General features: G+C 48.4%; 20 protein-coding genes. All 20 read left to right on the top strand.

Translation table 11 applies throughout. The features are described 5' to 3' along the window. The first annotated feature begins 4 nt into the window (after positions 1 to 4). The 20 genes from HGH90_RS03815 to nuoL all read left to right on the top strand — a co-directional run bounded on the left by HGH90_RS03815 (position 5) and on the right by nuoL (position 23,308). On the top strand, positions 5 to 1,162 hold the full coding sequence (locus HGH90_RS03815) for a homogentisate 1,2-dioxygenase (protein WP_169190431.1): 1,158 nt from the start codon (positions 5 to 7) through the stop codon (positions 1,160 to 1,162). A gap of 44 nt (positions 1,163 to 1,206) precedes the next feature. Next, on the top strand, positions 1,207 to 2,337 hold the full coding sequence (hppD, locus tag HGH90_RS03810; protein ID WP_169190430.1) for a 4-hydroxyphenylpyruvate dioxygenase: 1,131 nt from the start codon (positions 1,207 to 1,209) through the stop codon (positions 2,335 to 2,337). A 286-nt stretch (positions 2,338 to 2,623) separates the two neighbouring features. Beyond that, entirely contained in the window at positions 2,624 to 3,445 is an 822-nt protein-coding gene (locus tag HGH90_RS03805; protein ID WP_169190429.1) for a hypothetical protein, read from the top strand. 262 nt (positions 3,446 to 3,707) lie between these two features. Continuing rightward, complete coding sequence (locus tag HGH90_RS03800) at positions 3,708 to 4,457, top strand: murein L,D-transpeptidase family protein (protein WP_168763666.1); 750 nt, start codon at positions 3,708 to 3,710, stop codon at positions 4,455 to 4,457. 214 nt (positions 4,458 to 4,671) lie between these two features. After that, positions 4,672 to 5,247, top strand: coding sequence for a gluconate 2-dehydrogenase subunit 3 family protein (locus tag HGH90_RS03795; protein ID WP_169190428.1), 576 nt, complete (start codon positions 4,672 to 4,674; stop codon positions 5,245 to 5,247). A 97-nt stretch (positions 5,248 to 5,344) separates the two neighbouring features. Then, positions 5,345 to 7,042 (top strand): GMC oxidoreductase, encoded by a 1,698-nt coding sequence (locus tag HGH90_RS03790; protein ID WP_168763664.1) that lies wholly within the window; start codon positions 5,345 to 5,347, stop codon positions 7,040 to 7,042. A gap of 10 nt (positions 7,043 to 7,052) precedes the next feature. Beyond that, positions 7,053 to 8,750, top strand: a complete 1,698-nt coding sequence (locus tag HGH90_RS03785; RefSeq protein WP_168763663.1) for a GMC oxidoreductase — start codon at positions 7,053 to 7,055, stop codon at positions 8,748 to 8,750. Positions 8,751 to 8,890: 140 nt separating this feature from the next. Then, positions 8,891 to 10,705: a glycoside hydrolase family 35 protein gene (locus tag HGH90_RS03780; RefSeq protein ID WP_169190427.1), complete on the top strand. Its 1,815-nt coding sequence runs from the start codon at positions 8,891 to 8,893 to the stop codon at positions 10,703 to 10,705. Between the two features lie 239 nt (positions 10,706 to 10,944). Next, entirely contained in the window at positions 10,945 to 11,388 is a 444-nt protein-coding gene (locus HGH90_RS03775; protein ID WP_168763661.1) for a CBS domain-containing protein, read from the top strand. A 277-nt stretch (positions 11,389 to 11,665) separates the two neighbouring features. Continuing rightward, positions 11,666 to 12,148, top strand: coding sequence for an NADH-quinone oxidoreductase subunit A (locus HGH90_RS03770; protein ID WP_247679854.1), 483 nt, complete (start codon positions 11,666 to 11,668; stop codon positions 12,146 to 12,148). Positions 12,149 to 12,187: 39 nt separating this feature from the next. Further along, on the top strand, positions 12,188 to 12,826 hold the full coding sequence (locus HGH90_RS03765) for an NADH-quinone oxidoreductase subunit B (RefSeq protein WP_168763660.1): 639 nt from the start codon (positions 12,188 to 12,190) through the stop codon (positions 12,824 to 12,826). Positions 12,827 to 12,914: 88 nt separating this feature from the next. After that, positions 12,915 to 14,660, top strand: a complete 1,746-nt coding sequence (nuoC, locus tag HGH90_RS03760; RefSeq protein ID WP_168763659.1) for an NADH-quinone oxidoreductase subunit C/D — start codon at positions 12,915 to 12,917, stop codon at positions 14,658 to 14,660. 11 nt (positions 14,661 to 14,671) lie between these two features. Beyond that, positions 14,672 to 15,136, top strand: coding sequence for an NADH-quinone oxidoreductase subunit NuoE (gene nuoE / locus HGH90_RS03755; protein ID WP_168763658.1), 465 nt, complete (start codon positions 14,672 to 14,674; stop codon positions 15,134 to 15,136). Between the two features lie 2 nt (positions 15,137 to 15,138). After that, positions 15,139 to 16,413, top strand: coding sequence for an NADH-quinone oxidoreductase subunit NuoF (gene nuoF / locus HGH90_RS03750; protein WP_168763657.1), 1,275 nt, complete (start codon positions 15,139 to 15,141; stop codon positions 16,411 to 16,413). Next, on the top strand, positions 16,400 to 19,093 hold the full coding sequence (gene nuoG / locus HGH90_RS03745) for an NADH-quinone oxidoreductase subunit NuoG (protein ID WP_169190426.1): 2,694 nt from the start codon (positions 16,400 to 16,402) through the stop codon (positions 19,091 to 19,093). The genes nuoF and nuoG overlap by 14 nt, the downstream gene beginning before the upstream one ends. Before the next feature lie 4 nt (positions 19,094 to 19,097). Further along, the gene (gene nuoH / locus HGH90_RS03740) at positions 19,098 to 20,048 is read left to right on the top strand and encodes an NADH-quinone oxidoreductase subunit NuoH (protein ID WP_169190425.1); all 951 of its coding nucleotides are present in this window, start codon (positions 19,098 to 19,100) and stop codon (positions 20,046 to 20,048) included. A gap of 11 nt (positions 20,049 to 20,059) precedes the next feature. Further along, positions 20,060 to 20,575 (top strand): NADH-quinone oxidoreductase subunit NuoI, encoded by a 516-nt coding sequence (gene nuoI, locus HGH90_RS03735; protein WP_168763654.1) that lies wholly within the window; start codon positions 20,060 to 20,062, stop codon positions 20,573 to 20,575. Continuing rightward, positions 20,575 to 21,093: an NADH-quinone oxidoreductase subunit J gene (nuoJ, locus tag HGH90_RS03730; RefSeq protein ID WP_168764047.1), complete on the top strand. Its 519-nt coding sequence runs from the start codon at positions 20,575 to 20,577 to the stop codon at positions 21,091 to 21,093. Before nuoI ends, nuoJ begins: the two co-directional genes overlap by 1 nt. Before the next feature lie 5 nt (positions 21,094 to 21,098). Beyond that, complete coding sequence (nuoK, locus tag HGH90_RS03725; protein WP_168763653.1) at positions 21,099 to 21,407, top strand: NADH-quinone oxidoreductase subunit NuoK; 309 nt, start codon at positions 21,099 to 21,101, stop codon at positions 21,405 to 21,407. A gap of 11 nt (positions 21,408 to 21,418) precedes the next feature. After that, positions 21,419 to 23,308 carry an NADH-quinone oxidoreductase subunit L gene (gene nuoL, locus HGH90_RS03720; protein ID WP_169190424.1) on the top strand — a complete coding sequence of 630 codons (1,890 nt, stop codon included), beginning with the start codon at positions 21,419 to 21,421 and terminating at the stop codon, positions 23,306 to 23,308. The last annotated feature ends 7 nt before the right edge of the window (positions 23,309 to 23,315 follow it).

Genomic DNA, 23,315 nt, shown 5'->3' with positions numbered 1-23,315 from the left:
TGTTATGCCACATTATCATAAACTTGGACAAATACCGCATAAACGCCATACTCAGTTCCGCAAACCGGATGGCAAGCTGTATTCGGAACAGTTATTTTCTACAGAAGGCTTTTCTTCTCACTCCAGCTTATTATACCATTGTCACCCACCTACAGAGATTGTTAAGGTGGGCGAGCCCTATTCTGTGGCGCCCCTGGTGGCAGAAGAGAAAATGCTGAAACACCGCAGTTTCATGGGCTTCAAAGTAAAGCCGGAAGATGATTTCCTGCAAAGCCGCAAGGCGGTATTGGTCAATAGTGACCTTCATATTGTACTGGCCGCCCCACGCCAAAGTATGGAAGGGTACTTCTATAAAAATGCAGATGCCGATGAAATGATCTTCGTACATGAAGGAAGCGGCGCCCTGAAAACACAGTACGGGCAACTTACTTTCGGCTATGGCGATTACCTGGTAATTCCCCGTGGTACTATTTACCAGATCAAATTCAACACTGCAGACAACCGCCTGTTCATTGTAGAGTCGTTTAGTCCTATTCGTTATCCTAAAAGATATCTCAGTAAATATGGCCAGCTGCTGGAACATTCGCCCTATTGCGAAAGGGACATCCGGCAACCGGAAAACCTGGAAACGATCGATGAAGAAGGCGATTTCCGGATCCTGGCAAAAAAGAAGGGCATTATTTACCCGCTTCATTATAAACATCATCCGTTTGATGTGGTAGGATGGGATGGCTGTGAATACCCCTTCGCCTTTTCTATCCACGACTTTGAGCCGATCACCGGCAGGGTGCACCAGCCACCTCCGGTACATCAGACATTTGAAGGCAACAACTTCGTAGTATGCTCTTTCTGTCCACGGTTGTTTGATTATCATCCGCAGGCAATTCCTGCTCCCTATAACCATAGTAATATCGACAGCGATGAGGTATTGTACTATGTGGACGGCGACTTTATGAGCCGTAAACACGTAGAGCGCGGCATGATTACACTGCACCCGGCGGGCATTCCGCATGGACCGCACCCGGGCGCCGTGGAAAAGAGTATCGGGGCTAAAGAAACAAAAGAACTGGCCGTAATGGTGGATACCTTCCATCCATTACAGATAACAGCAGCAGCACTGGACATTGAAGATGGCAGCTATGTAATGAGCTGGGCAGAATAATAACAAAATCAACCTCCTTAATAGAACCAAAACAATTGAATGTTATGGAAACAGCATTAATGAATGCCGACAACCTAACCGGTCAGCAGGATTTTTTACCACTCAACGGCACCGACTATGTTGAGTTTTATGTAGGCAACGCCAAACAGGCTGCCCATTACTATAAAACAGCTTTTGGCTTTCAATCCGTGGCTTATTCAGGCCCTGAAACCGGGGTAAGAGACCGGGTTTCCTATGTATTGGTACAAAACAAACTACGTTTTGTACTGACGACTTCCCTGTTGCCCGATACTGATATTGCCCGCCATGTGGCCAAGCATGGCGATGGTGTTAAGGTATTGGCCCTGTGGGTAGATGATGCCCGCGCCGCTTTTGAAGAAACGGTAAAACGTGGTGGTACGCCTTACCTGGAGCCGGTAGTAGAGAAGGACGAATTTGGTGAGGTGGTGCGCAGCGGTATCCGCACCTATGGCGACACTGTGCATGTTTTCGTGGAACGGAAAAAATACAACGGACTTTTCCTTCCTGGTTATAAAGAATGGAAAACTGCTTATAATCCCACAGATACCGGTTTATTGTATGTAGACCATTGCGTGGGTAACGTAGGCTGGAATGAAATGAATACCTGGGTATCGTTCTACGAACGTGTTATGGGATTCAGGAATCTGATTTCTTTCGACGACAGCGATATTTCCACCGAATACTCTGCCCTGATGAGTAAGGTGATGAGTAATGGGAACGGCCGTGTGAAATTCCCGATCAATGAGCCGGCAGAAGGAAAGAAAAAATCCCAGATCGAGGAATACCTGGATTTTTACGGTGGCCCCGGCGTACAACACGTGGCCATTGCTACCAATGATATCGTAAAAACAGTGACCGAACTGCAAAGCAGGGGAGTGGAGTTCCTGACAGTGCCTTCTTCCTATTATGAAACGCTGCTCGACAGGGTGGGTAAAATTGACGAAGAAGTGTCTCCACTGCAAAAACTGGGCATACTGGTAGATCGGGATGATGAAGGATACCTGTTGCAGATCTTCACTAAGCCTATACAGGACCGGCCGACAGTGTTTTTTGAGATTATTCAGCGTAAAGGAGCCCAGTCCTTCGGTAAAGGTAATTTCAAAGCCCTCTTTGAGTCGATCGAAAGAGAACAGGCCCTGCGTGGTAACTTATAATTAACACGACCTTTATCTGGTGTACGGTTGCCACAACCTGCCACTGATGGTTACAACTATTAAATGCAGAGCCCGCCTGGATTGCCCGGCGGGCTTTTTTTATTTTTATTTATACAAATATTTATTATTTTTAATGTATAATTTTAAATAATAAAAGAATGCGGATATAGCGGAGATTGTTTCAGAAAGTACTTATTGTTAACAACTTAATAACTAGCACTTCCTTTATTTCCGGTTATTTTTATACTTTCTTTTACATAATTTAACTTTTCTTAATGTAAAACCTATGCTCAACAAATTATTCATCCGACGGGCTGGCGCAGCTATGCTCATCGCCTCCACCATTACCTTTTCTGCTTTTCGGGCTGATAACGATGGCCAGTCAGACACTTACCTGCATAAAATATCTTCTCCGGCAGGGCAAACCTTACTGGAATACAATGCCGACAAAACCATCCGGAAAATTGTGCAACAGCATAAAACAGAAAACGCAGACTACAACAATGTGCAGCTGCCGGTATATGAGAATGGCCGCCTGGTAAAAAGCCTGCTGGCAGATGACGAAAATGCCACTACCGGTGAACTGTATACCTCTTATGATTATACACCTGATGGCGATAACATGGCCAAAATCAGCTACTACCGTAACAATGTAGTATATGCCTGCGATTCGCTGGTATATAACGCTGCCGGTAAACTGGCTTTCCGCTACCAGGTAAGTAAAGACGCACAGAAAGACGCCTGGGAAAATACCGGTTACCAGCAGTTTACCTGGAATGAAGATGGTGACATCTCCAGAATGGATACTTACGGTAAACAACCCGGCTACACCAGGTTTGTACATACGGCCATGGTAACCTATACTTACGATAACCGACCTAATCCGCAGCAGCAACACCCTGAGCTGGCTGGTCTGATGGACCTGAACGTGGCGCATTTATCAGCGCATAATATTGTAACTGAAAGCTATAACAGCGCCAATTCTTCCCGGGTAGTCACCAGCACTTACTCTTATGCCTATAATGCTGGTAAGTTTCCTATACGTGGCACCTATACCTCCGGAGTGGATGCAGCAGTGGTAAAACTGGAATGGATAAAGCTACAGTAAGGCAATAATCTGTAACTTTACAATATTAAAACCAGGGTTCCGTTTTTTATGAGGATGCAAACATTATTCGGCGTATTATTTCTGTTGGGAGGAATTTTTCAGGCGTTCACGGCTATATTGATCTACCAGGGACATAAACATTATATACTTAAGATTGCCAGTAAAAAGGTGAGTATGGTAGTATATTTTATTCTTTCGCTGTTATTGTTTTATCTTGCTTACGTGAATCTGGTTTAATATTAAAATTTTGTTGAATTAGTATATGAAACGACTTGTTGTAATCGCTTTGATATTGCTTGGTGCCGGTAAAATTTTTGCGCAGCAGTCTTTCCTCGAAAATCAGAAAATGTTTCCCAAAGTAGGGGAGGCCTACCGGGAAAAAGAGGAGCTGCTCAAAAAGGAATTTGAAAAGAAAGGGCTTACCTATCCTGCGAAATATATTTTCATACGCTCTTTTAAACTGGACAGCGAAATGGAGATATGGGTAAAGAATAACGCATCAGATAGCTTCCGCCTGTTCAAATCCTACCGGGTTTGTACCTTGTCGGGGAAAATGGGTCCTAAGCGTAAAGAAGGCGATCGCCAGGTGCCGGAAGGCTTCTATTATATCAACGACTTCAATCCAAATAGTAACTACCACCTCTCCCTGGGTATTAATTATCCCAACTATTCAGACCGCATCCTCAGCGATCAGAAAAATCCGGGAGGTGAAATCTATATCCACGGCAACTGTATCACGGTGGGTTGTATTCCATTAACCGATGAGTTTATAGATGAGGTATACGTGTTGGCCGTAAATGCTAAAAATGCAGGACAGGATTTTATCCCGGTACACGTTTTCCCGGTTAAATTCAACAATCAGGGTTCCATGAACTACCTGGGTACCTTTACCCTTACCGACGGTTCTTCCAAACAGTTTTGGACGGAGCTAAGGTCCGCTTATGACTATTTTGAAAAACACCATAAGCTGCCGGTAGTGCTGGTCGATGCCAAAGGCAAATACATACTCTAAGCCGAAAGCATAAAGCAAAAAGCTATTTTTTAGAGCTGAAAGCATAAAGCAAAAAGCTATTGTAGCGAATGATCTTAGCGATATTTATAAATTGCGTTGATCATTCGCTACAATAGCTTTTTGTTTTATGCTTTATGCTTCCGGCTCTAAATATAATTTGGTTTTTAGAATTATTTTTTTCAACTTGTTCAACGGTCAAATCAATTTACTATTTATGCATAGAAGAGACGCAATAAGGAATGTGGCGATTTTGTTGGGTACAGCCATTTCCGCTTCCACGTTATCAGCTTTAGAAAGCTGCACGGGTTCCGCACCGAAGAACTATGATTTGCAAAAGCCTGAAACCAAGGCATTATTAGCAGAAATTGCGGAAACTATTATACCCAGAACCGGTACGCCAGGTGCCAAAGATGCTAAAGTAGAAGACTTCATCATCGTGATGATGAACGATTGCTACAAGAAAGAAGACCAGAAAGTATTCCTGGACGGCCTGAAGAAAATCAATGATGCGAGTGACAAACAATTTAAGAAAGGCTTCATGGACATCACCCCGGAACAACGTACCGAACTGCTGACTAAAATTGAGCAGGAACGTGTAGACTACAATAAACGCAAAGACAAAAAAGAAGGAGATCCTACCCATTATTTCCAGTACCTGAAGGAATTAACCCTCCTGGGCTACTTTACCTCTGAGCCAGGTGCTACCAAGGCTTTACGCTATGTAGCTGTTCCCGGCAAGTACGAAGGGTGTACGCCTTATACCAAAGGCGAAAAAGCCTGGGCAATATAATATAATGGCTACCGGCTGTTAGCGAATGCAAAAGTGTTAACCCACTAAGCACTAATAACCGAATGCTTTCTTTTTTATGCGTTAAATCTGATAATACATGAACCTGAATATAAAAGCACAGGAAGAAAACACCTTTGATGCCATTGTAATTGGCTCCGGTGTAAGCGGTGGCTGGGCTGCCAAAGAACTGACTGAAAAAGGCTTGAAAGTACTCATGCTGGACCGTGGTAAACCACTGGAACACGTGAAAGACTACGAAACGGCGACTAAAGATCCCTGGGAATTCCCGCATCGCGGCCGTATTACAGTAGATCAACGCGAAACGCACCCCAAGCTGAGCCGCGACTATCCGTATAGTGAGCACAACGAAAAATACTGGATCAACGATTCGCAAAGTCCCTACAACGAGGTAAAACGTTTCGACTGGTACCGCCCCGATATCGTAGGTGGTAAATCCATTATGTGGGGCCGTCAGTCTTATCGTCTCAGTGATATTGACTTCGAAGCAAACCTGAAAGATGGCATCGCGGTAGACTGGCCTATCCGTTATAAAGACATTGCGCCCTGGTATGATTATGTAGAGAAATTTGCCGGTATCAGCGGTACCCGCGAAGGCTTACCACAGCTGCCTGATGGCCAGTTTATGCCTGCTATGGAGATGAACTGCGTGGAGAAGGATGTAAAGAAGAGCGTGGAAGATAAATTCAAAGGCCGTATTATCACCATGGGCCGTGTAGCTAACATTACGCAACCACTGCCTGGCCGTGAAAAATGCCAGTACCGCAACCTCTGCAGCCGCGGATGTCCGTTTGGCGCTTACTTCAGCACACAATCCTCTACATTGCCGGCTGCCCGGGCTACGGGCAACCTCACGCTTCGCCCGGATTCTATCGTAAACTCCGTGATTTACGACGAAAAACAAGGCAAAGCAACCGGCGTAAGAGTCATTGATAAGCACACCAAACAAATGGTGGAATACTATGCTAAAATCATTTTTATTAATGGTTCTACTCTCGGTTCTACCTTTGTAATGCTCAACTCCACCTCTTCCCGCTTCCCCAACGGATTGGGCAACGATAGCGGCGTACTGGGTAAATACCTGATGGATCACCACTTCCGTACAGGCGCTTCCGGTACCGCCGACGGGTATGAGGACAAATATTATTTCGGTCGCCGTGCCAACGGTATCTATATTCCCCGCTACCGTAACATTGGTACCGATAAGCGTGATTACATACGCGGATTTGGTTACCAGGGTGGCGCCAGCCGCTCCGGATGGAGCCGTGGTATCGCGGAAATGGGCGTGGGTAAAGATTTCAAAGAAATGCTTACCGAACCTGGCAAATGGAGCATCGGTTTAGGTGGTTTCGGTGAATGCTTACCATACGAAGCCAACCAGGTAACGCTCGACAACTCCGTGAAAGACGCGTGGGGCCAGCCAGTACTGAAGTTCGATGCCGAATTCAAGGAAAATGAGAAAAAAATGCGGGTAGATATGATGAACGATGCAGCTGAAATGCTGGAAGCGGCAGGTATTAAAGATGTGAAAACATACGACAACGGTTCTTATCCGGGTATGGCCATTCACGAAATGGGTACCGCACGTATGGGCCGTGATCCGAAAACATCCGTGCTCAACGGCTTCAATCAAATGCATGCGGTGAAAAACGTATTCGTTACAGATGGTTCCTTCATGACTTCCGCTTCCTGCGTGAATCCTTCCCTCACTTATATGGCAATGACAGCACGCGCGGTAGACTATGCAGTGAAAGAATTAAAGAAAGGTAATATCTAAAAAGGGATCAATGAATCTGAATATAAAGGCCGTCAAGGAAAATACCTACGATGCGATCGTGGTGGGCTCCGGTATCAGCGGAGGCTGGGCGGCGAAGGAGTTGAGCGAAAAAGGTTTGAAAACACTGGTGCTGGAAAGAGGGCGTAATGTAGAACATATCAAGGACTACACCACCGCCATGAAAGCTCCCTGGGAATTTGACCATCATCTCAGCATCAGTAACGAAATGAGGGAAAACCACCCAATCCAGAGCCGTTGCTATGCATTTGATGAAGCTACCCAGCAATTCTGGGTAAATGATAAAGAAAATCCCTATAACGAAATAAAGCCGTTCAACTGGCTTCGGGGATACCATGTAGGCGGACGTTCCATCATGTGGGGCCGCCAGGTGTACCGCTGGAGCGATCTCGACTTTGAAGCCAACGCAAAAGACGGGCATGGGGTGGACTGGCCTATCCGTTATAAGGATATTGCTCCCTGGTATGAATATGTGGAAAGATACATTGGTGTAAGCGGGCAAGCCGAGGGCTTGCCGCAACTGCCGGATGGCGTTTTTCTGCCGCCTATGGAGATGAACTGCCTCGAGAAACACGTGGCCGCCAGAATAAAAGAAAAATACAATGACCGCATTATCACCATTGGCCGGGCAGCACACCTGACCAAAGGACTGAACAACCGCGGCCCTTGCCAGTACCGTAGCCTCTGCGCCCGGGGCTGTCCGTTTACCGGCTATTTCAGCAGCAATGGTGTCACCTTGCCGGCTGCTGCCGCTACCGGTAACATGACACTGCGCCCCGACTCTATTGTACTGGAGGTGTTATATGATAAGGATAAGGCTAAAGCTACCGGCGTAAGAGTGATGGACTCCCATACCCTGCAAACGGTAGAATATTATGCCGACATCATCTTCCTGAATGCTTCTACATTGGGTACCAGCTGGATTATGCTGAACTCTGTATCCGATCGTTTCCCGAATGGTTTTGGTAATGATAGCGGACAACTGGGGCATAACCTGATGGACCACCACTATGGCGTAGGCGCCGGCGGCGAGTTCGAAGGTTTCGAAGATCAGTATTACAGCAGCGGCCGCAGACCCAATGGTATTTATATCCCCCGTTTCCGCAACACCAACGACAAAACCATGCAGAAGGATTATGTGCGTGGATTTGGCTACCAGGGCGGCGCCGGCAGGGGCAGAGGCATCAGTTGGGATGGCATCGGCGTAGCTTTGAAAGAAGCGCAGACCGAGCCAGGAAAATGGCATATGGGCGTGGGCTCCTGGGGCGAACACCTGCCTTATTTTGAAAACAAGGTAACGCTGAACAAGCATAAAAAGGATAAGTATGGCCTGCCCACCCTCGATATCGACTGCGAGTTCAAGGCAAACGAAATGGCTATGCGTAAGGATATGCAAGCCAGCGCCATTGAAATGCTGGAAGCGGCAGGGCTAAAAAATGTAAGTGGTTACGACGCGGCGCCTCCTCCAGGCCACTGCATTCACGAAATGGGAACTGCCCGTATGGGTAAAGACCCGAAAACCGCTGTACTCAATGGTTTCAACCAGGTACACGCGGCTAAAAACGTGTATGTAACAGATGGCGCCTGCATGACCTCTTCTTCCTGCGTAAATCCATCTATCACTTATATGGCGCTTACCGCGAGGGCTTGCGATCACGCGATCAGCGAACGAAAAAAAGGAAATATTTAATAAAGGCCTTATCGGGCTTATTAGAAAGGGCTGTAGTTTTATGACCGGAGCATACCGGGAATAAAATTGCAGCCCTTCAATTTTACCGATTTTAAATTATTTAGCGTATTTTGAACGCTTATCGGCAATTTATCTGAACAATGAAGAAAATAATTCTAAGTGGCATGCTGGCGTTGTCCTGTTGGATGGGACAGGCAGTACAGGCACAGAGTAAACATGCTTTTGCTTTAAGCAAAACGGATTTCCTGCTGGATGGCAAGCCTTTCCAGATGATTAGTGGAGAAATGCATCCGGCCCGTATTCCACATGAATACTGGCGTCACCGCATCCAAATGGCAAAGGCCATGGGTTGTAATACCATTGCTGCCTATGTTTTCTGGAACTACCACGAGCCTGTAAAAGGTCAGTTTGATTTCAGTACCGGGAATCATAATATCGCAGAGTTTATTAAAATAGCCCAGCAGGAAGGAATGTGGGTGTTGTTGCGCCCGGGCCCTTATGTATGCGCAGAATGGGAATTTGGTGGCTTACCGCCTTACCTGTTGCAATCGCCGGATATTAAAGTACGCTGCATGGACCCGCATTATATGGAAGCAGTAACCCGCTACGTGGAGCACCTGGCTGCGGAAGTAAAGCCCTTGCTGGTCACCAATGGCGGCCCGGTGGTGATGATGCAGATAGAGAATGAATATGGCAGCTATGGTAATGATAAAACTTATTTAAATACCCTGAAAGACCTGTGGGTAAAACAGGGAATCAATATTCCTTTCTATACAGCCGATGGCCCTACCGCCTATATGCTGGAAGCCGGCGGCGTAGATGGCGCTGCGATAGGACTGGATTCTGGCGGATCTGAAGCAGATTTTGAAGCCGCTAAAAAACAGAATCCCAATGTACCATCCTTCAGCAGTGAATCTTACCCCGGATGGTTAACACATTGGGGCGAACAATGGCAACGCCCAGGCGTGGAAGGTATCTCCAAAGAGGTAAAATTCCTGATGGATACCAAACGTTCTTTTAACCTGTATGTGATTCATGGAGGTACCAATTTTGGGTATACTGCCGGGGCTAATTCGGGCGGCAAAGGAGGTTACGAACCAGATGTCACCAGCTACGACTATGATGCGCCTATTAACGAGCAAGGAAGCGCTACGCCTAAATACCAGGCTTTGCGTCAACTCATCGGTAGTTATCTCCCGAAGGGTAAAAAACTACCACCGGTCCCTGCGCCTATTCCAACGATTACTATTCCGGCTATCAACCTGACGCCTTTCACCTCCGTATGGGATCATCTGCCACAGGCCGTACAAACACCGCAGCCTAAGCCATGTGAGGCATTCGGGCAGGATTATGGTTTTATGCTGTATAAAACCACCCTCATCGGGCATAAGAGCGGTAAGCTGACCATCAAAGATCTGCACGATTACGCCACTGTATTTCTGAACGGAAAATATATCGGGAAGTTGGATCGCCGCCTCGGTGAAAAAACGATCGATATTCCTGCAAGCGACGTGAAAAACCCTGTACTGGAAATCCTGGTAGAAGGCATGGGCCGTATCAATTTCGCAGATGCCATCATCGATCGCAAGGGGATTACGGATCGTGTAGTCCTAAACGGTATGACCCTGATGAACTGGGAAGTATACGGTTTGCCGATGACAGAAAAGTATGTACAGGAACTTACCCCGTCTGCCAACAATGCAGCCAAGCCGGGCCAGTTCTATAAAGCCTCTTTCCAGCTGGATAAAACCGGCGACACCTATATCGATATGTCGAATTATAAGAAAGGCATAGTATGGGTAAATGGCCATAACCTTGGACGCTACTGGGAAATAGGCCCACAGAAACGCCTATACTGCCCGGCTCCCTGGCTGAAGAAAGGAGAGAATACCATCGTGGTATTTGATCTGCACCAGGAAGAGGCGGCGCCGGTGTCCGGAGCAACAACGCTGTAGAGCAGAAGGCTGAAAGCAAAGCAAAAAGCTATTGTGGGAGAATAACCAGAGCAAATAATAAAAATCGCTCTGGTTATTCTCCCACAATAGCTTTTTGCTTTCCGCCTTCTGTTTTTCACTCATTGTGTATTGTTTACACAAATAACTTTCTTTTTACACTGCCTTGCTTTTAACATTGAAAAATGGTAACTTAGAAATGGTGGTTTTTCATTTATTTACTTCTTAAAAAGCAGCTTGCCATGGGAAAAGTACGTAATATCCTGCAGGCTAAGGGTCATGCAGTATACTCCATAAATCCTGATAACACCGTTTTTGAGGCCCTTCAGAAATTGGTAGATCATAACGTAGGTGCGTTGACTGTAGTAGATGAGAATGATCATTTCCTGGGGATTTTTTCAGAACGTGACTACGCCCGCCGGGTGATCCTGAAGGGACGTGCCTCTAAGGAAACATTAATCCGGGAAATCATGACAGAGCGGCCTATCACTGTTACGGAGGACGATGCAATTGAAGACTGCATGGCATTGATGACAGATAAAAGAATTCGTCACCTGCCGGTGGTAGATGATAGGGAAAGACTGATAGGATTGATTTCTATCGGTGACGTGGTGAAGTTTATTATCGATGACCAGCGGTATATTATTACCAGTCTGGAGTGTTATATTACCGGTACACATACCTGATGAGCGCAGTGTAAACAGTTTTGTTCATTCGCGGTAGATTTAGTAACTTTATTTTCATAGAGTCTTTACCGTTAGTAAGAAAATGAAATGTTATGAGCCGGATATATATCCGGCGCCCCTCTGTGAGATGGCGGTTTACAGACTAGCTGATTTTTGTTTACAATCTGGTTAATCATTAATAGCAGACCTGTTCAGTAGATTGGAAAGCAGACTACTGGTTTTTTTCTAAAGCATGGCATAACGGACTTTTAAGTAAATCGCTCGGAGGGCGAACACTTTGAAAAGCGCTGTTTCTGACATTACGCCCATGTGGCCGTTGCTGGCCTATGCGGCTATCGTGGTGGTACTGATTGGTACTATCCTGGGTCTATCTTATGTGCTGGGTCAGCATCATAAAGATCGTGCTACCGGCGAAGCATATGAGTCCGGTATCATCTCCACCGGATCTGCCAGACTCCGGTTTCCTTCCCAATTTTATCTCGTAGCAATGCTGTTCGTTATCTTCGATATCGAAACTGTATTGATTATTTCCTGGGCCATTGCATATCAGGAAGTAGGATGGACTGGATTTATAGGCGTAACTATATTCATTGTTATATTATTGGCAGTACTGATTTACGAATGGCGTAACGGTGCATTGGACTTCGGGCCCGATGGGAAAAGAATTTTACGCGCATACAAAAAAATGAAAAGGAAGCATCCCTCAGGAATTCACCATTACCAGGAAAATAAGACATCAACACCCCCGGCACTTACGTAACAGCAGTAAAATAATCAGGCATAGCTAAATCAATTTCGTATGAAATGGTGGTTGACTAATGCAAATGATCTAACCGGTAAAGTATCCGGCAATACGTCTATGGAAGAAGTCATACAGCAAAGTGTGATGTTGACTTCCGTAGAGAGCCTGCTGGCATGGGGACGGAAAAATTCGCTCTGGCCTTTTCATTTCGGCCTTTCCTGTTGTTTTGTGGAGATGGCTACCGCCATGACCCCCAAGTATGATATGGCCCGCTTCGGCGCAGAAGTGATCCGGGGCACACCCCGGGAAGCCGATGTGATGATTATTGCCGGCACCGTATTTATCAAAATGGCGCCCGTTATTCAACGGCTGTATGAACAAATGATGGAACCCCGCTGGGTGATTTCTATGGGCTCCTGCGCTAACTCCGGCGGTATGTACGATATCTACAGCGTAGTGCAGGGAGTGGATAAATTTCTGCCGGTTGATGTATACGTGCCCGGCTGCCCTCCACGCCCCGATGCGTTTATGCAGGGACTCGTATTACTGCGTGACAGCGTAGGTAAAGAAAAAAGGCCGTTGAGCTGGGTGATCGGAGAACAAGGCGTAATAAGGCCGGAAAAAATTTCCATGAAAGAAACCCTGCGCGAAAAAAGACAACAAATGACCAATTTTAAAACACCTGATGAAATATAAATAATACTAACAGTAATGGCTATATGAAATAAATTACCGGAAGAAATCAGAAGATTATTTACCCTCATCGTCTAAAACTTAATACGCTATGCCAGAGCGCATTGCAGCGGAATTAAGCACCCGTTTTGGTGATATCACCTTTCAGCCTCAGGCTACACGGGATGGGACGCCCACCTTCTGGACGCCACAAGAGCATATTGTGGCCATACTACAGTTCCTGAAAGCGGAAATACAAATGCCTTATCGCATGCTCTATGACCTCACGGCCATCGATGAGCGTGCGTATAAACAGCAGCAGAACGGGCATAAACCCTATGACTTCACCATCGTATATACCCTGTTTTCTTTCGAAAGAAATGAATTCCTCCGCCTTAAAGCCGGCCTCCACGGCGAATACCCCGCCATCCAGAGCATCACAGCGGTTTGGCCTGCTGCCAACTGGTATGAACGCGAAGTATACGATATGTTTGGTATCCGCTTTCACGGCCATCCTTTCCTGAAACGCATCCTGATGCCTGCTACCTGGGAGGGGCATCCGCTCCGTAAGGAGCATCCGGCCAGGGCTACCGAAATGGGGCCATTTAAGCTCTATGATGAGAAGCAGGATAGGGAGCAGGAGTCGCTGCGCTTTAAACCCGAAGAATGGGGCTTAAAACGCCATAGCGAAGATGCCGACTTTATGTTCCTCAACATTGGTCCGCAACACCCCGGCACTCACGGCGTTTTACGCATTATCCTCCAGCTCAACGGCGAAGATATTGTAGATGCTGTGCCGGACATCGGTTTTCATCACCGCGGTGCGGAAAAAATGGGCGAACGCCAGTCCTGGCATACATATATCCCCTATACAGATCGTATCGACTACCTGGGCGGCGTTAACAATAACCTGGCCTACCTCCTGGCGGTAGAGCAACTGGGAGGTATCGACGTGCCGCTGCGTGCACAGGTAATCCGGGTGATGCTCTGCGAACTGTTTCGCATCGCCAGCCACCTGGTTTGGTATGGCACCTTCGCCCAGGACCTGGGGCAGTTATCCCCCGTATTCTACATGTTCACCGACCGCGAACGCGTTTTCGAAATCATTGAAGCCATCTGCGGCGGCCGCATGCACCCCAACTGGTTCCGTATCGGCGGCGTAGCACAAGACCTGCCCAAAGGCTGGGAAGTGCTGGTGAAAAACTTCCTGCAATATTTCCCGCGACAGCTGAAAGAATATGACGCCATGGTGATGAAGAATTACCTGTTTAAAGCCCGTACCAAAGGCATTGGTATCTATACCCTGGAGGAAGCGATTGAGTGGGGCGTTACGGGGCCGGGACTACGCGCCTGTGGCTTGGAATGGGATATGCGCAAAAAGCGCCCCTATAGCGGGTACGAAAATTTTGCCTTTGAGATCCCGGTGGCACAGAACGGCGACTGTTACGATCGTGCTGTAGTGCGGGTGGAGGAAATGCGACAAAGCCTCCGCATCATAGAACAATGCATGAGCTGGATGCCCGAAGGCGATTATAAGTCGCATCACCCGCTGGCGACCCCTCCGGTGAAAGCCAACACCATGCAGGACATAGAAACGCTGATCCACCATTTCCTGAATGTGAGCTGGGGACCTGTTATTCCCTCCGGGGAAGCTATGAGCTGTACCGAAGCTACTAAGGGATGGAACAGCTATTACCTCGTGAGCGATGGTAACACGGCTGCTTACCGGGTAAGGGTACGAACGCCCTCGTTCCCGCATATGCAGATGATTCCGCTGATCAGCCGCGGATATACCGTGGCAGATCTTTTATCGATACTGGGAGGAATGGATTATGTATTGGCAGACATCGACAGATAATTAAACCATATATGCTTTCTGCTATTGAAATAGAACAAATCACCCATGAGCTGCAACAGGTGCCGGTAAAAAAGGCGGCCTGCATTGAAGCCCTTAAAATTGTGCAGCAGCAACGCCGCTGGATATCCGATGAAAGTGTGGCCGATATTGCCGCCATGCTCGACATGAGTACCGCTGAAGTGGATAGTGTAGCCACCTTTTACAATCTCATTTTCCGCCGGCCGGTGGGCCGCCACGTGATCCTGCTCTGTGACAGTATCAGTTGCTACGTAATGGGCTATACGAAAATAAAACAGGCGCTGACAGACCTGTTGCATATCGGTTACGGGCAAACAACGTCCGACGATCGTTTTACCCTGCTGCCCAATGCCTGCCTGGGTACCTGCGATCATGCGCCGGCGCTGATGGTAGACAACGACCTGTATCGGGATATAGCCATCGCAGATTTACCACAAATACTGGATCAATATTTATAAAAATGGAACGACCACTTACACAACATATTCCTCTTTCCGGAGCCGCCCTTCAGCTGAAGGAATACGAAGCGGTGGGTGGTTACAGCGCCTTACGCAAAGTATTGCAGGAGCTGACTCCCCGAGAAGTAACCGAAAAAGTAAAAGATGCCAACCTCAAAGGAAGAGGAGGCGCTGGATTCAGCACCGGTATGAAATGGAGCTTTGTGCCCATGAATGTTACCGGCCCCAAATACCTGATTGCCAACGCCGATGAAATGGAGCCCGGTACTTTCAAAGACCGGTGGCTATTAGAAGGCAATCCGCATCAGCTGTTGGAAGGGATGATCATTGCCGCCTACGCCATACAGGCTACACAGGCATTTGTTTTTATGCGCTGGGCGTATAAGGAGGCTGCGCAGATCATGACCAGGGCAATTGCCGACGCCTATGATGCCGGTTATCTCGGTAAAAATATACTCGGTAAAGACTTCCGGCTGGACATGCAACTGCACACCGGCGTAGGCCGGTATATGTGTGGAGAAGAAACCGCGCTGCTCAATTCACTTGAAGGCAAACGCGCTACACCCCGTGCCAAGCCTCCATTTCCGCAGGTGAGCGGCCTGTTTGGTAAACCTACTATTGTTAACAACGTGGAAACCCTGTCTTACATCCCGCATATCATGAATAACGGGGGCGACTGGTTTAAATCGCTGAGCTATACCGCCGACGGGGGAACGAAAATTTATGGCGTAAGCGGAAAGGTCAACAAGCCCGGTGCCTGGGAGCTACCTATGGGAGTTACGATGCGCGAATTATTGGAGGAATACGCCGGTGGCATGAAAGCTGGCCTTCGCTTTCGTGGCGTACTGCCCGGTGGCGCTTCCACGGATTTCCTGACCGATGCCCACCTCGATGTGAAAATGGATTTTGCCGGCGTAGCTGCTGCCGGAAGCCGCCTGGGTACCGGCACTATGGTGGTATTGGATGACCAAACCTGTCCCGTTGGATTCGTTCATAACCTGGAACATTTCTTCGCACAAGAATCCTGCGGCTTTTGTACGCCCTGCCGGGAAGGGCTGCCATGGACGGAAAAAATATTACTAGCCCTTGAACAGGGAAACGGAACATATGCAGACCTGGAACAATTGCAATTACATACGCAATTGCTGGGACCTGGAAATACTTTCTGTGCGCTGGCGCCCGGCGCCATGGAACCGTTGCAGAGCGCACTGAAATATTTCCGGGAGGATTTTGAGCAACATGTCAAAGATAAAAAATGCCCATATGCCCATCATTAATATCGATAATAAAAACTACGAGGTAAAGGAGGGGAAGAACCTGCTCGAAGCTTGCCTGTCGCTGGGTTTGAACCTTCCTTACTTTTGCTGGCATCCCGTGTTGGGCGCCGTGGGCGCCTGCCGGCAATGTGCGGTGAAAGTGTTCAAAGACGCAGACGATACCAAAGGCAGAATCATCATGTCGTGTATGGAGCCGGTAAAAGATCAGCTGCGTATGTCTATCGACGATAAGGATGCCCGCAGCTTCCGGGAACACGTGATCGGCTGGCTGATGATTAACCATCCGCACGATTGCGCCGTATGCGATGAAGGCGGGGCCTGCCACCTGCAGGATATGACCGTAATGACAGGCCATAGTTACCGCGATTATCATTTCACCAAACGCACTTACAACAACCAATATCTCGGACCATTCCTGAACCATGAAATGAACCGCTGCATCCAGTGTTACCGCTGCGTACGTTTTTATAAAGATTTCGCCGGCGGAAAAGACCTGGATGTATTTGCGGCGCATAACCATGTGTACTTCGGGCGCCAGCAGGACGGTATCCTGGAAAATGAGTTCAGTGGCAACCTGGCAGAGATCTGCCCTACTGGCGTTTTCACGGATAAAACACTCAAGCAGCACTATACCCGCAAATGGGATCTCACGTCTGCCGCCTCTGTATGTCAGGGTTGCGGCCTGGGATGTAATATCCTGGCAGGAGAAAGATATGGCGCAGTAAGACAGATCACCAACCGCTTTAATGCGGCCGTGAATGGATATTTCCTCTGCGACCGCGGTCGCTATGGCTACGAATTTGTCAACAGCGACCAGCGTATTAAAACACCTATGGTATACCACGGGCCAGCCGAACAATCCAATGGTATCCCTATCCTGGACCATGTGCATCGCAGGATGGTACCGGGAAAAACAATAGGCATCGGGTCTCCGAGGGCATCGTTGGAATCCAATGCGGTATTGAAAGAGTTGGTAGGAGCAGATAATTTTTACCTGGGCGTATCAGCCGCCGATCACGATCTGGTATCATTATCACTCCGCCTGCTCCGGCAGGGCCCTGTGCGGGCAGCTTCTCTGCAGGACGCTGCCGCAGCAGATGTAGTGCTGATCCTGGGAGAAGATGTAACAAATACAGCGCCGATGCTGGCATTATCCGTACGGCAAGCAGTTCGGCGTATGCCGGTAGCGGCAGCGCAGCAACAGGTGCATCTCGCTGCCTGGCAGGATGCCGCCATACGCGAAGCTGTGCAAGACGATAAGGGGCCCCTGTTTATTCTCAGCGTGCAGGAAACCAAACTGGATGAAATAGCTCAGGGCGCCTGGCATACAGCGCCTGATAATATTGCACGTATAGGCTATGCCGTTAGCCACCTGCTCAATGATGCTATTCCGGAAGTAACCGGTATGTCGGAGCAGGGGCGGGACATTGCTGCTACCATTGCAAATACATTGAAGACAGCAGCCCATCCGTTGATCATTGCCGGCTATGGCGGCGGCAGCGAAGCCATTCTCAAATCGGCCGCCAATGTAGCCTGGGCCTTGCATGACCTGGGTATTGACGCCATGCTCAGCTTTACGGTACCTGAGTGCAATAGCGTGGGACTGGAAATGCTGGATGGGCATCGGTTGGAATCGGCTTTAGGACGGGCACTGAATAACGGTATAGATACAGCCATCATCCTGGAAAATGACCTTTATCGCCGCCTGAACCAGCACAGCGCAGAGCGCTTCTTCAGTAACATCAAAAATGTGATCCTGCTGGATCACCTCTATAATGCTACGGCCGAAAAAGCAACCGTGATACTGCCGGCAGGCACCTTTGCAGAGTCGGATGGCACGCTGGTGAATAACGAAGGCCGTGCACAACGTTTCTTCCAGGTGTTTGCCCCAACAAGCGCTGTCCAGGAAAGCTGGCGCTGGCTGCTGCAGGTAGCCGCTGTTTGTGGCCATACTACTTTATCTTCTCTGCAACACCTGGATGACGTAGTGAAATACATGGCGACTACCTACCCACAGTTCGACGGCATCACCACACTGACACCAGATGCTCATTTCCGCCTCGCCGGGCAGAAAGTGCCGCGGGAGCCCCATCGATATAGCGGTCGCACCGCCATGCTGGCGAATAAAAATGTAAGTGAACCAAAGCCGGCAGAGGATGAAGATACCGCGCTATCCTTTACCATGGAAGGATACCGGGGAGAACCCCCTTCTTCCATGATTCCTTTTTTCTGGCAACCAGGATGGAATTCGGTGCAGGCAGTCAACAAATACCAGGTAGAAACCGGTGGTCCGCTGCACGACGGCAATGCAGGAAAACGGCTGATTGAGCCTAATGTTAACGGGCATACGCCTTTTTATACGGAAGTACCCGAGCCCTACCTGCCGCTCAAAGAACATTTATTACTGGTACCCTGTTACCATATATTCGGATCGGAAGAACTGAGCATTCATACGCCCGGTATTGCAGCACGCATGCCCGCTCCCTACCTGTTGCTGCATAGCGAAGATGCCAAACGCTTCCAGGTAACAGAAGGGCACCTGTTGCATTTTATGGATAACGGTCACCACTATACGTTACCGGTGATTATTAACGATACCTTACAGCAAGGGGTAGCCGGAATACCTGTAGGCCTGCCAGGCATGCAGATAGCAGAGGTGCCGCAGCTGATAAAAGTATAATGATATGACAAACTTCTGGTGGATCATTGGCGGAGTACTCTTTGCACTTCTGAACACGGCCGCAGGTCTGATCTGGGTGGAACGCCGGATGCTGGCGCTTTGGCAGGACCGCTATGGACCTAACAGGGCAGGGCCGTTTGGATTATTAGTCGTGCTGGCAGACACACTAAAGCTGTTCTTCAAAGAGGACTGGATTCCTCCCTTTGCAGATAAAATAGTGTTTGTATTTGCGCCCGGCGTAGTGATGCTCAGCGTGCTGATGAGCTTTGTGGTAATGCCTTTTGGGCCACATGTCATTGTAGCCGATTTAAACATAGGCTTACTTTTTTTTCTCGCCATGTCATCGCTGGGGGTATATAGCGTAGTGCTGGGCGGTTGGGCTTCGAATAACAAATACGCCCTATTGGGCGCTATGCGCGGAGCTTCCCAGATGATTAGCTATGAAGTATTCATGGGGTTGGCACTCATGGGCGTAGTAGTACTGAGCGGCTCCTTTAACCTGCGGGAGATCGTGGAAGCACAACGAACCATGTGGTTTATTGTGCCGCAATTCCTGGGTTTTCTCATCTTCCTCGTGGCGGGGGTGGCAGAAACGCACCGCCTGCCTTTCGATATACCGGAAGCGGAAAGTGAGCTGGTAGCGGGCTTCCACTCAGAATATTCCGGAATGAAGTTCGGGATGTTCTTCATCGGGGAATACCTGGGCATTACCCTGATATCAGGGATGCTGGTAACGCTCTATTTCGGCGGCTGGCTGGGCCCTGCCTTCCTTCCGCCGGTTATATGGTTTGCGATAAAAACTTTTTGCTTCATCCTGCTCTTCATCCTGTTCAGGGCTTCTATGCCAAGGCCGCGGTATGATCAGCTGATGGAATATGGATGGAAGGTACTATTTCCCTTATCCATCCTGAACCTGCTGGTAACGGCAGCGATCAAACTTTGGTTAAATAATTAAAACAGAAAACAATGTTTAGTCTGGTTAGAAGTATGTGGCTGATATTCCTGCATATGTTTCACAAGCGGGAAACATATCAGTACCCCGAGCAGAAAGCGCCACTGCCGGCCCGCTGGCGTGGGCGTATTGCGCTTACCCGTGATCCGGATGGGGGAGAGCGTTGCGTAGGCTGTTATCTCTGCGCAGCGGCCTGCCCGGTAGATTGTATTTCCCTGCAATCTACAGAAGATGAATCCGGCAGGCGATATCCTGAATTTTTCCGGATCAACTTCTCCCGTTGTATTTTTTGCGGGTTCTGTGAAGAAGCTTGTCCTACTTACGCGATACAACTGTTACCCGATTTTGAAATGGCTGAATACAGCCGCCAGCAGTTGGTATATGAAAAAGAAGACCTGCTGATTAACAGCGAGGGAAAATATCCTGGCTATAATTACTATAAGGTAGCAGGGATGGCTATCCAGGGAAAAAATAAAGGCGACGCCAGGAATGAAGAACCGCCGGTAGATGTCAAAAGCTTACTGCCATGATGGGACTTACATTTTACATAGCGGCCGCTATTGCGGTGATTGCCACGGTAATGGTCATTACGCGCTATAATATCATGCATGCTTTGCTGTACTTGGTGGTATCGTTGTTAGCCGTGGCCGTGGTGTTATATCTCTATGGCGCGCCCTTCATTGCCGCGCTGGAGGTGATCGTATATGCGGGAGCCATCATGGTATTACTGATATTTTTTGTGATGATGCTAAACCTGGGTAAAGAGTCGGCCATACAGGAGCAACAGTGGTTAAAGCCCCGCATCTGGATATTCCCGTCTTTACTCTGCCTGGTGCTCCTCGGAGAACTGGTTTTCCTGATATCTCAGAATCATCAGCCACCATCAGCAATAAAAGTAGTAGATCCAAAGGCGGTAGGGATGGCATTATTTGGCCCTTACATGGCGGCGGTAGAGCTCACAGGTATCTTGCTGATGGCAGGTATCGTGGGTGCCTATCATTTAGGGCGACAGAAAGAAAAAACATTACACCGGTTTCTCGAAAATTAAAGAACATGAATATACACCCCACCACCGCAGGTATGCTGCTGGCCGGCATTTTGTTCGTATTGGGACTGATCAGTATACTGGTGCGTCGCGACATCATTTTTATGTTACTCTCCGTAGAAGTAATGCTCAATGCAGCTGGTTTGGCTTTTGTAGTGGCATCTGCGCACTGGGGTAGGGCCGACGGACAGGTGATGTTCATCTTCATATTAGCCATGGCGGCGGCGGAGGTGTCGGTAGGATTGGCCCTGATACTACAGCTATATCATCAGCTTAAAACATTGGACAGCGATGAAGCCGCTAAAATGAACGGATAAAATGAACTGTTATGCTTCCTGCACTCATACCGATCATTCCTTTTATCAGTGCGTTCCTGCTCATGCTGGGTTGGAAACGCTTGAGCCGTATAGCCACAGCTGTATTAGGTTGTGGCAGTATCGGGCTGGCAGCGCTGGTGGCCGTCATCATAGCCATACAATTTGCTGGTAATGCCGAGCAAGCCGTTGTACAACATGCCACCAACTGGGTACTGGCTGGTACTTTCCAGGCAGGCATCGATTTCAGGCTCGATGCGTTGTCGGTTGTTTTTGTCCTGGTGATTACGGCGGTAGGCTTCCTGATCCACATATATGCCGCAGGATACATGCACGACGATCCGGATTATGCACGTTTTTTCGCGTGTATGAACCTTTTTGTGGGCGCTATGCTCACGTTGGTGATGGCCGACAATCTATTACTACTTTACTTCGGCTGGGAGGGCGTAGGGCTTTGCAGCTACCTCCTGATTGGTTTCTGGTATAAAGACCCCGCCAATGGATACGCCGCACGTAAAGCATTTATTGTAACGCGTGTAGGCGATACCGCTATGGCCATTGGATTGTTTATGTTATTTCAATATGCGGGTACGCTCAACATACCCGATATACTCGGGAAGAGTCCACAGCTCTGGACCACCGGTGCGCCGGTAGTGACCATCATTGCTTTGTTATTACTGGGCGGAGCGGTAGGTAAATCTGCCCAGCTGCCACTGCAAACGTGGCTACCGGATGCGATGGCGGGTCCTACACCGGTAAGCGCCCTGATTCATGCCGCCACCATGGTAACGGCGGGAGTGTACCTGGTCGCGCGCATGCATGTGCTTTTTGAACTGGCTCCGCTGGCTGAAACCATCACGGCTGTTATCGGCGCTATTACCCTGGTGTTGGCCGGTTTCAGCGCATTGGTGCAAACAGATATCAAGCGGGTATTGGCTTACTCCACGATCAGCCAGATAGGATATATGTTCCTGGCATTAGGCTGCGGAGCCTGGTCGGCGGCTATCTTTCATTTTGTTACCCATGCCTTTTTTAAAGCGTTGTTATTCATGGCGGCGGGAGCGGTAATAGTAGCCCTGCATCATGAGCAACGCCTGGCTAAAATGGGAGGGCTCCGAAAACTATTGCCTGGTGTGTATTGGGTATTCCTGATTGGCTGCGCGTCGCTGGCAGCTATACCATTTGTAACAGCAGGTTTTTATAGCAAAGACCAGATCATCTGGTTGTCGTTGTCTGCTACCCACGGGCACGTGGCGTTGTGGCTGGCGGCCTTGCTGGGCGCCCTGCTCACAGGCATGTATACCTTCCGTATGTTTTTCCTGGTATTTTATGGAGAAGCTAAAACAGCGATGCATCACCGGCCCGGTAAAAGCATGATGATTCCTTTGTATATACTGGCTGTTTTATCAACCATAGCCGGATTTGTAGAATTACCACATACCATGGGGCATGTAACGCTTTTCAGCAATTGGTTACACCCCGTATTGCCGGAAGTAACGGTAACAAACGATAGTAACGCCATGGAATGGGCATCGCAGGCGATGTCGGCTTTACTGGCCATAGGCGGCATAGGCCTGGCTTATGCCTGGGTGCTGCTGCGCCCTAAAGGAATGTCCGATTTCCTGGAAATGCCTGCCATAGATTGGTTACGGAAGTATTGGGCCAGAGGCTGGGACTTCGATTATGTATACAACATCTTACTGGTACATCCTTATATCCACCTGTCGCGCATGAACCGGAAAGACCTGGTAGACAAGCTGTATACTGGCCTGGCAACCCTGATGCAATGGTGCCATAATGTGCTGGCACGCACGCAGAGCGGTTTATTACGTTGGTATATCATGGCAGTAGTACTAGGTGCTGTAGCGGTATTGTCGGTACTTATCTGGAGAATATACATATAACTTAAAC

This window comes from Chitinophaga sp. Ak27 (assembly GCF_012726295.1).
In the GTDB taxonomy this organism is placed as follows: Bacteria; Bacteroidota; Bacteroidia; order Chitinophagales; family Chitinophagaceae; genus Chitinophaga.
This window is presented reverse-complemented; position numbering and strand designations above follow the sequence as displayed.

Coding starts and splice junctions, on each gene's coding strand:
- HGH90_RS03815 (WP_169190431.1), top strand. CDS start 5: ATGCCACATTATCATAAACTTGGACAAATACCGCATAAACGCCATACT.
- hppD (WP_169190430.1), top strand. CDS start 1,207: ATGGAAACAGCATTAATGAATGCCGACAACCTAACCGGTCAGCAGGAT.
- HGH90_RS03805 (WP_169190429.1), top strand. CDS start 2,624: ATGCTCAACAAATTATTCATCCGACGGGCTGGCGCAGCTATGCTCATC.
- HGH90_RS03800 (WP_168763666.1), top strand. CDS start 3,708: ATGAAACGACTTGTTGTAATCGCTTTGATATTGCTTGGTGCCGGTAAA.
- HGH90_RS03795 (WP_169190428.1), top strand. CDS start 4,672: ATGCATAGAAGAGACGCAATAAGGAATGTGGCGATTTTGTTGGGTACA.
- HGH90_RS03790 (WP_168763664.1), top strand. CDS start 5,345: ATGAACCTGAATATAAAAGCACAGGAAGAAAACACCTTTGATGCCATT.
- HGH90_RS03785 (WP_168763663.1), top strand. CDS start 7,053: ATGAATCTGAATATAAAGGCCGTCAAGGAAAATACCTACGATGCGATC.
- HGH90_RS03780 (WP_169190427.1), top strand. CDS start 8,891: ATGAAGAAAATAATTCTAAGTGGCATGCTGGCGTTGTCCTGTTGGATG.
- HGH90_RS03775 (WP_168763661.1), top strand. CDS start 10,945: ATGGGAAAAGTACGTAATATCCTGCAGGCTAAGGGTCATGCAGTATAC.
- HGH90_RS03765 (WP_168763660.1), top strand. CDS start 12,188: ATGAAATGGTGGTTGACTAATGCAAATGATCTAACCGGTAAAGTATCC.
- nuoC (WP_168763659.1), top strand. CDS start 12,915: ATGCCAGAGCGCATTGCAGCGGAATTAAGCACCCGTTTTGGTGATATC.
- nuoE (WP_168763658.1), top strand. CDS start 14,672: ATGCTTTCTGCTATTGAAATAGAACAAATCACCCATGAGCTGCAACAG.
- nuoF (WP_168763657.1), top strand. CDS start 15,139: ATGGAACGACCACTTACACAACATATTCCTCTTTCCGGAGCCGCCCTT.
- nuoG (WP_169190426.1), top strand. CDS start 16,400: ATGCCCATCATTAATATCGATAATAAAAACTACGAGGTAAAGGAGGGG.
- nuoH (WP_169190425.1), top strand. CDS start 19,098: ATGACAAACTTCTGGTGGATCATTGGCGGAGTACTCTTTGCACTTCTG.
- nuoI (WP_168763654.1), top strand. CDS start 20,060: ATGTTTAGTCTGGTTAGAAGTATGTGGCTGATATTCCTGCATATGTTT.
- nuoJ (WP_168764047.1), top strand. CDS start 20,575: ATGGGACTTACATTTTACATAGCGGCCGCTATTGCGGTGATTGCCACG.
- nuoK (WP_168763653.1), top strand. CDS start 21,099: ATGAATATACACCCCACCACCGCAGGTATGCTGCTGGCCGGCATTTTG.
- nuoL (WP_169190424.1), top strand. CDS start 21,419: ATGCTTCCTGCACTCATACCGATCATTCCTTTTATCAGTGCGTTCCTG.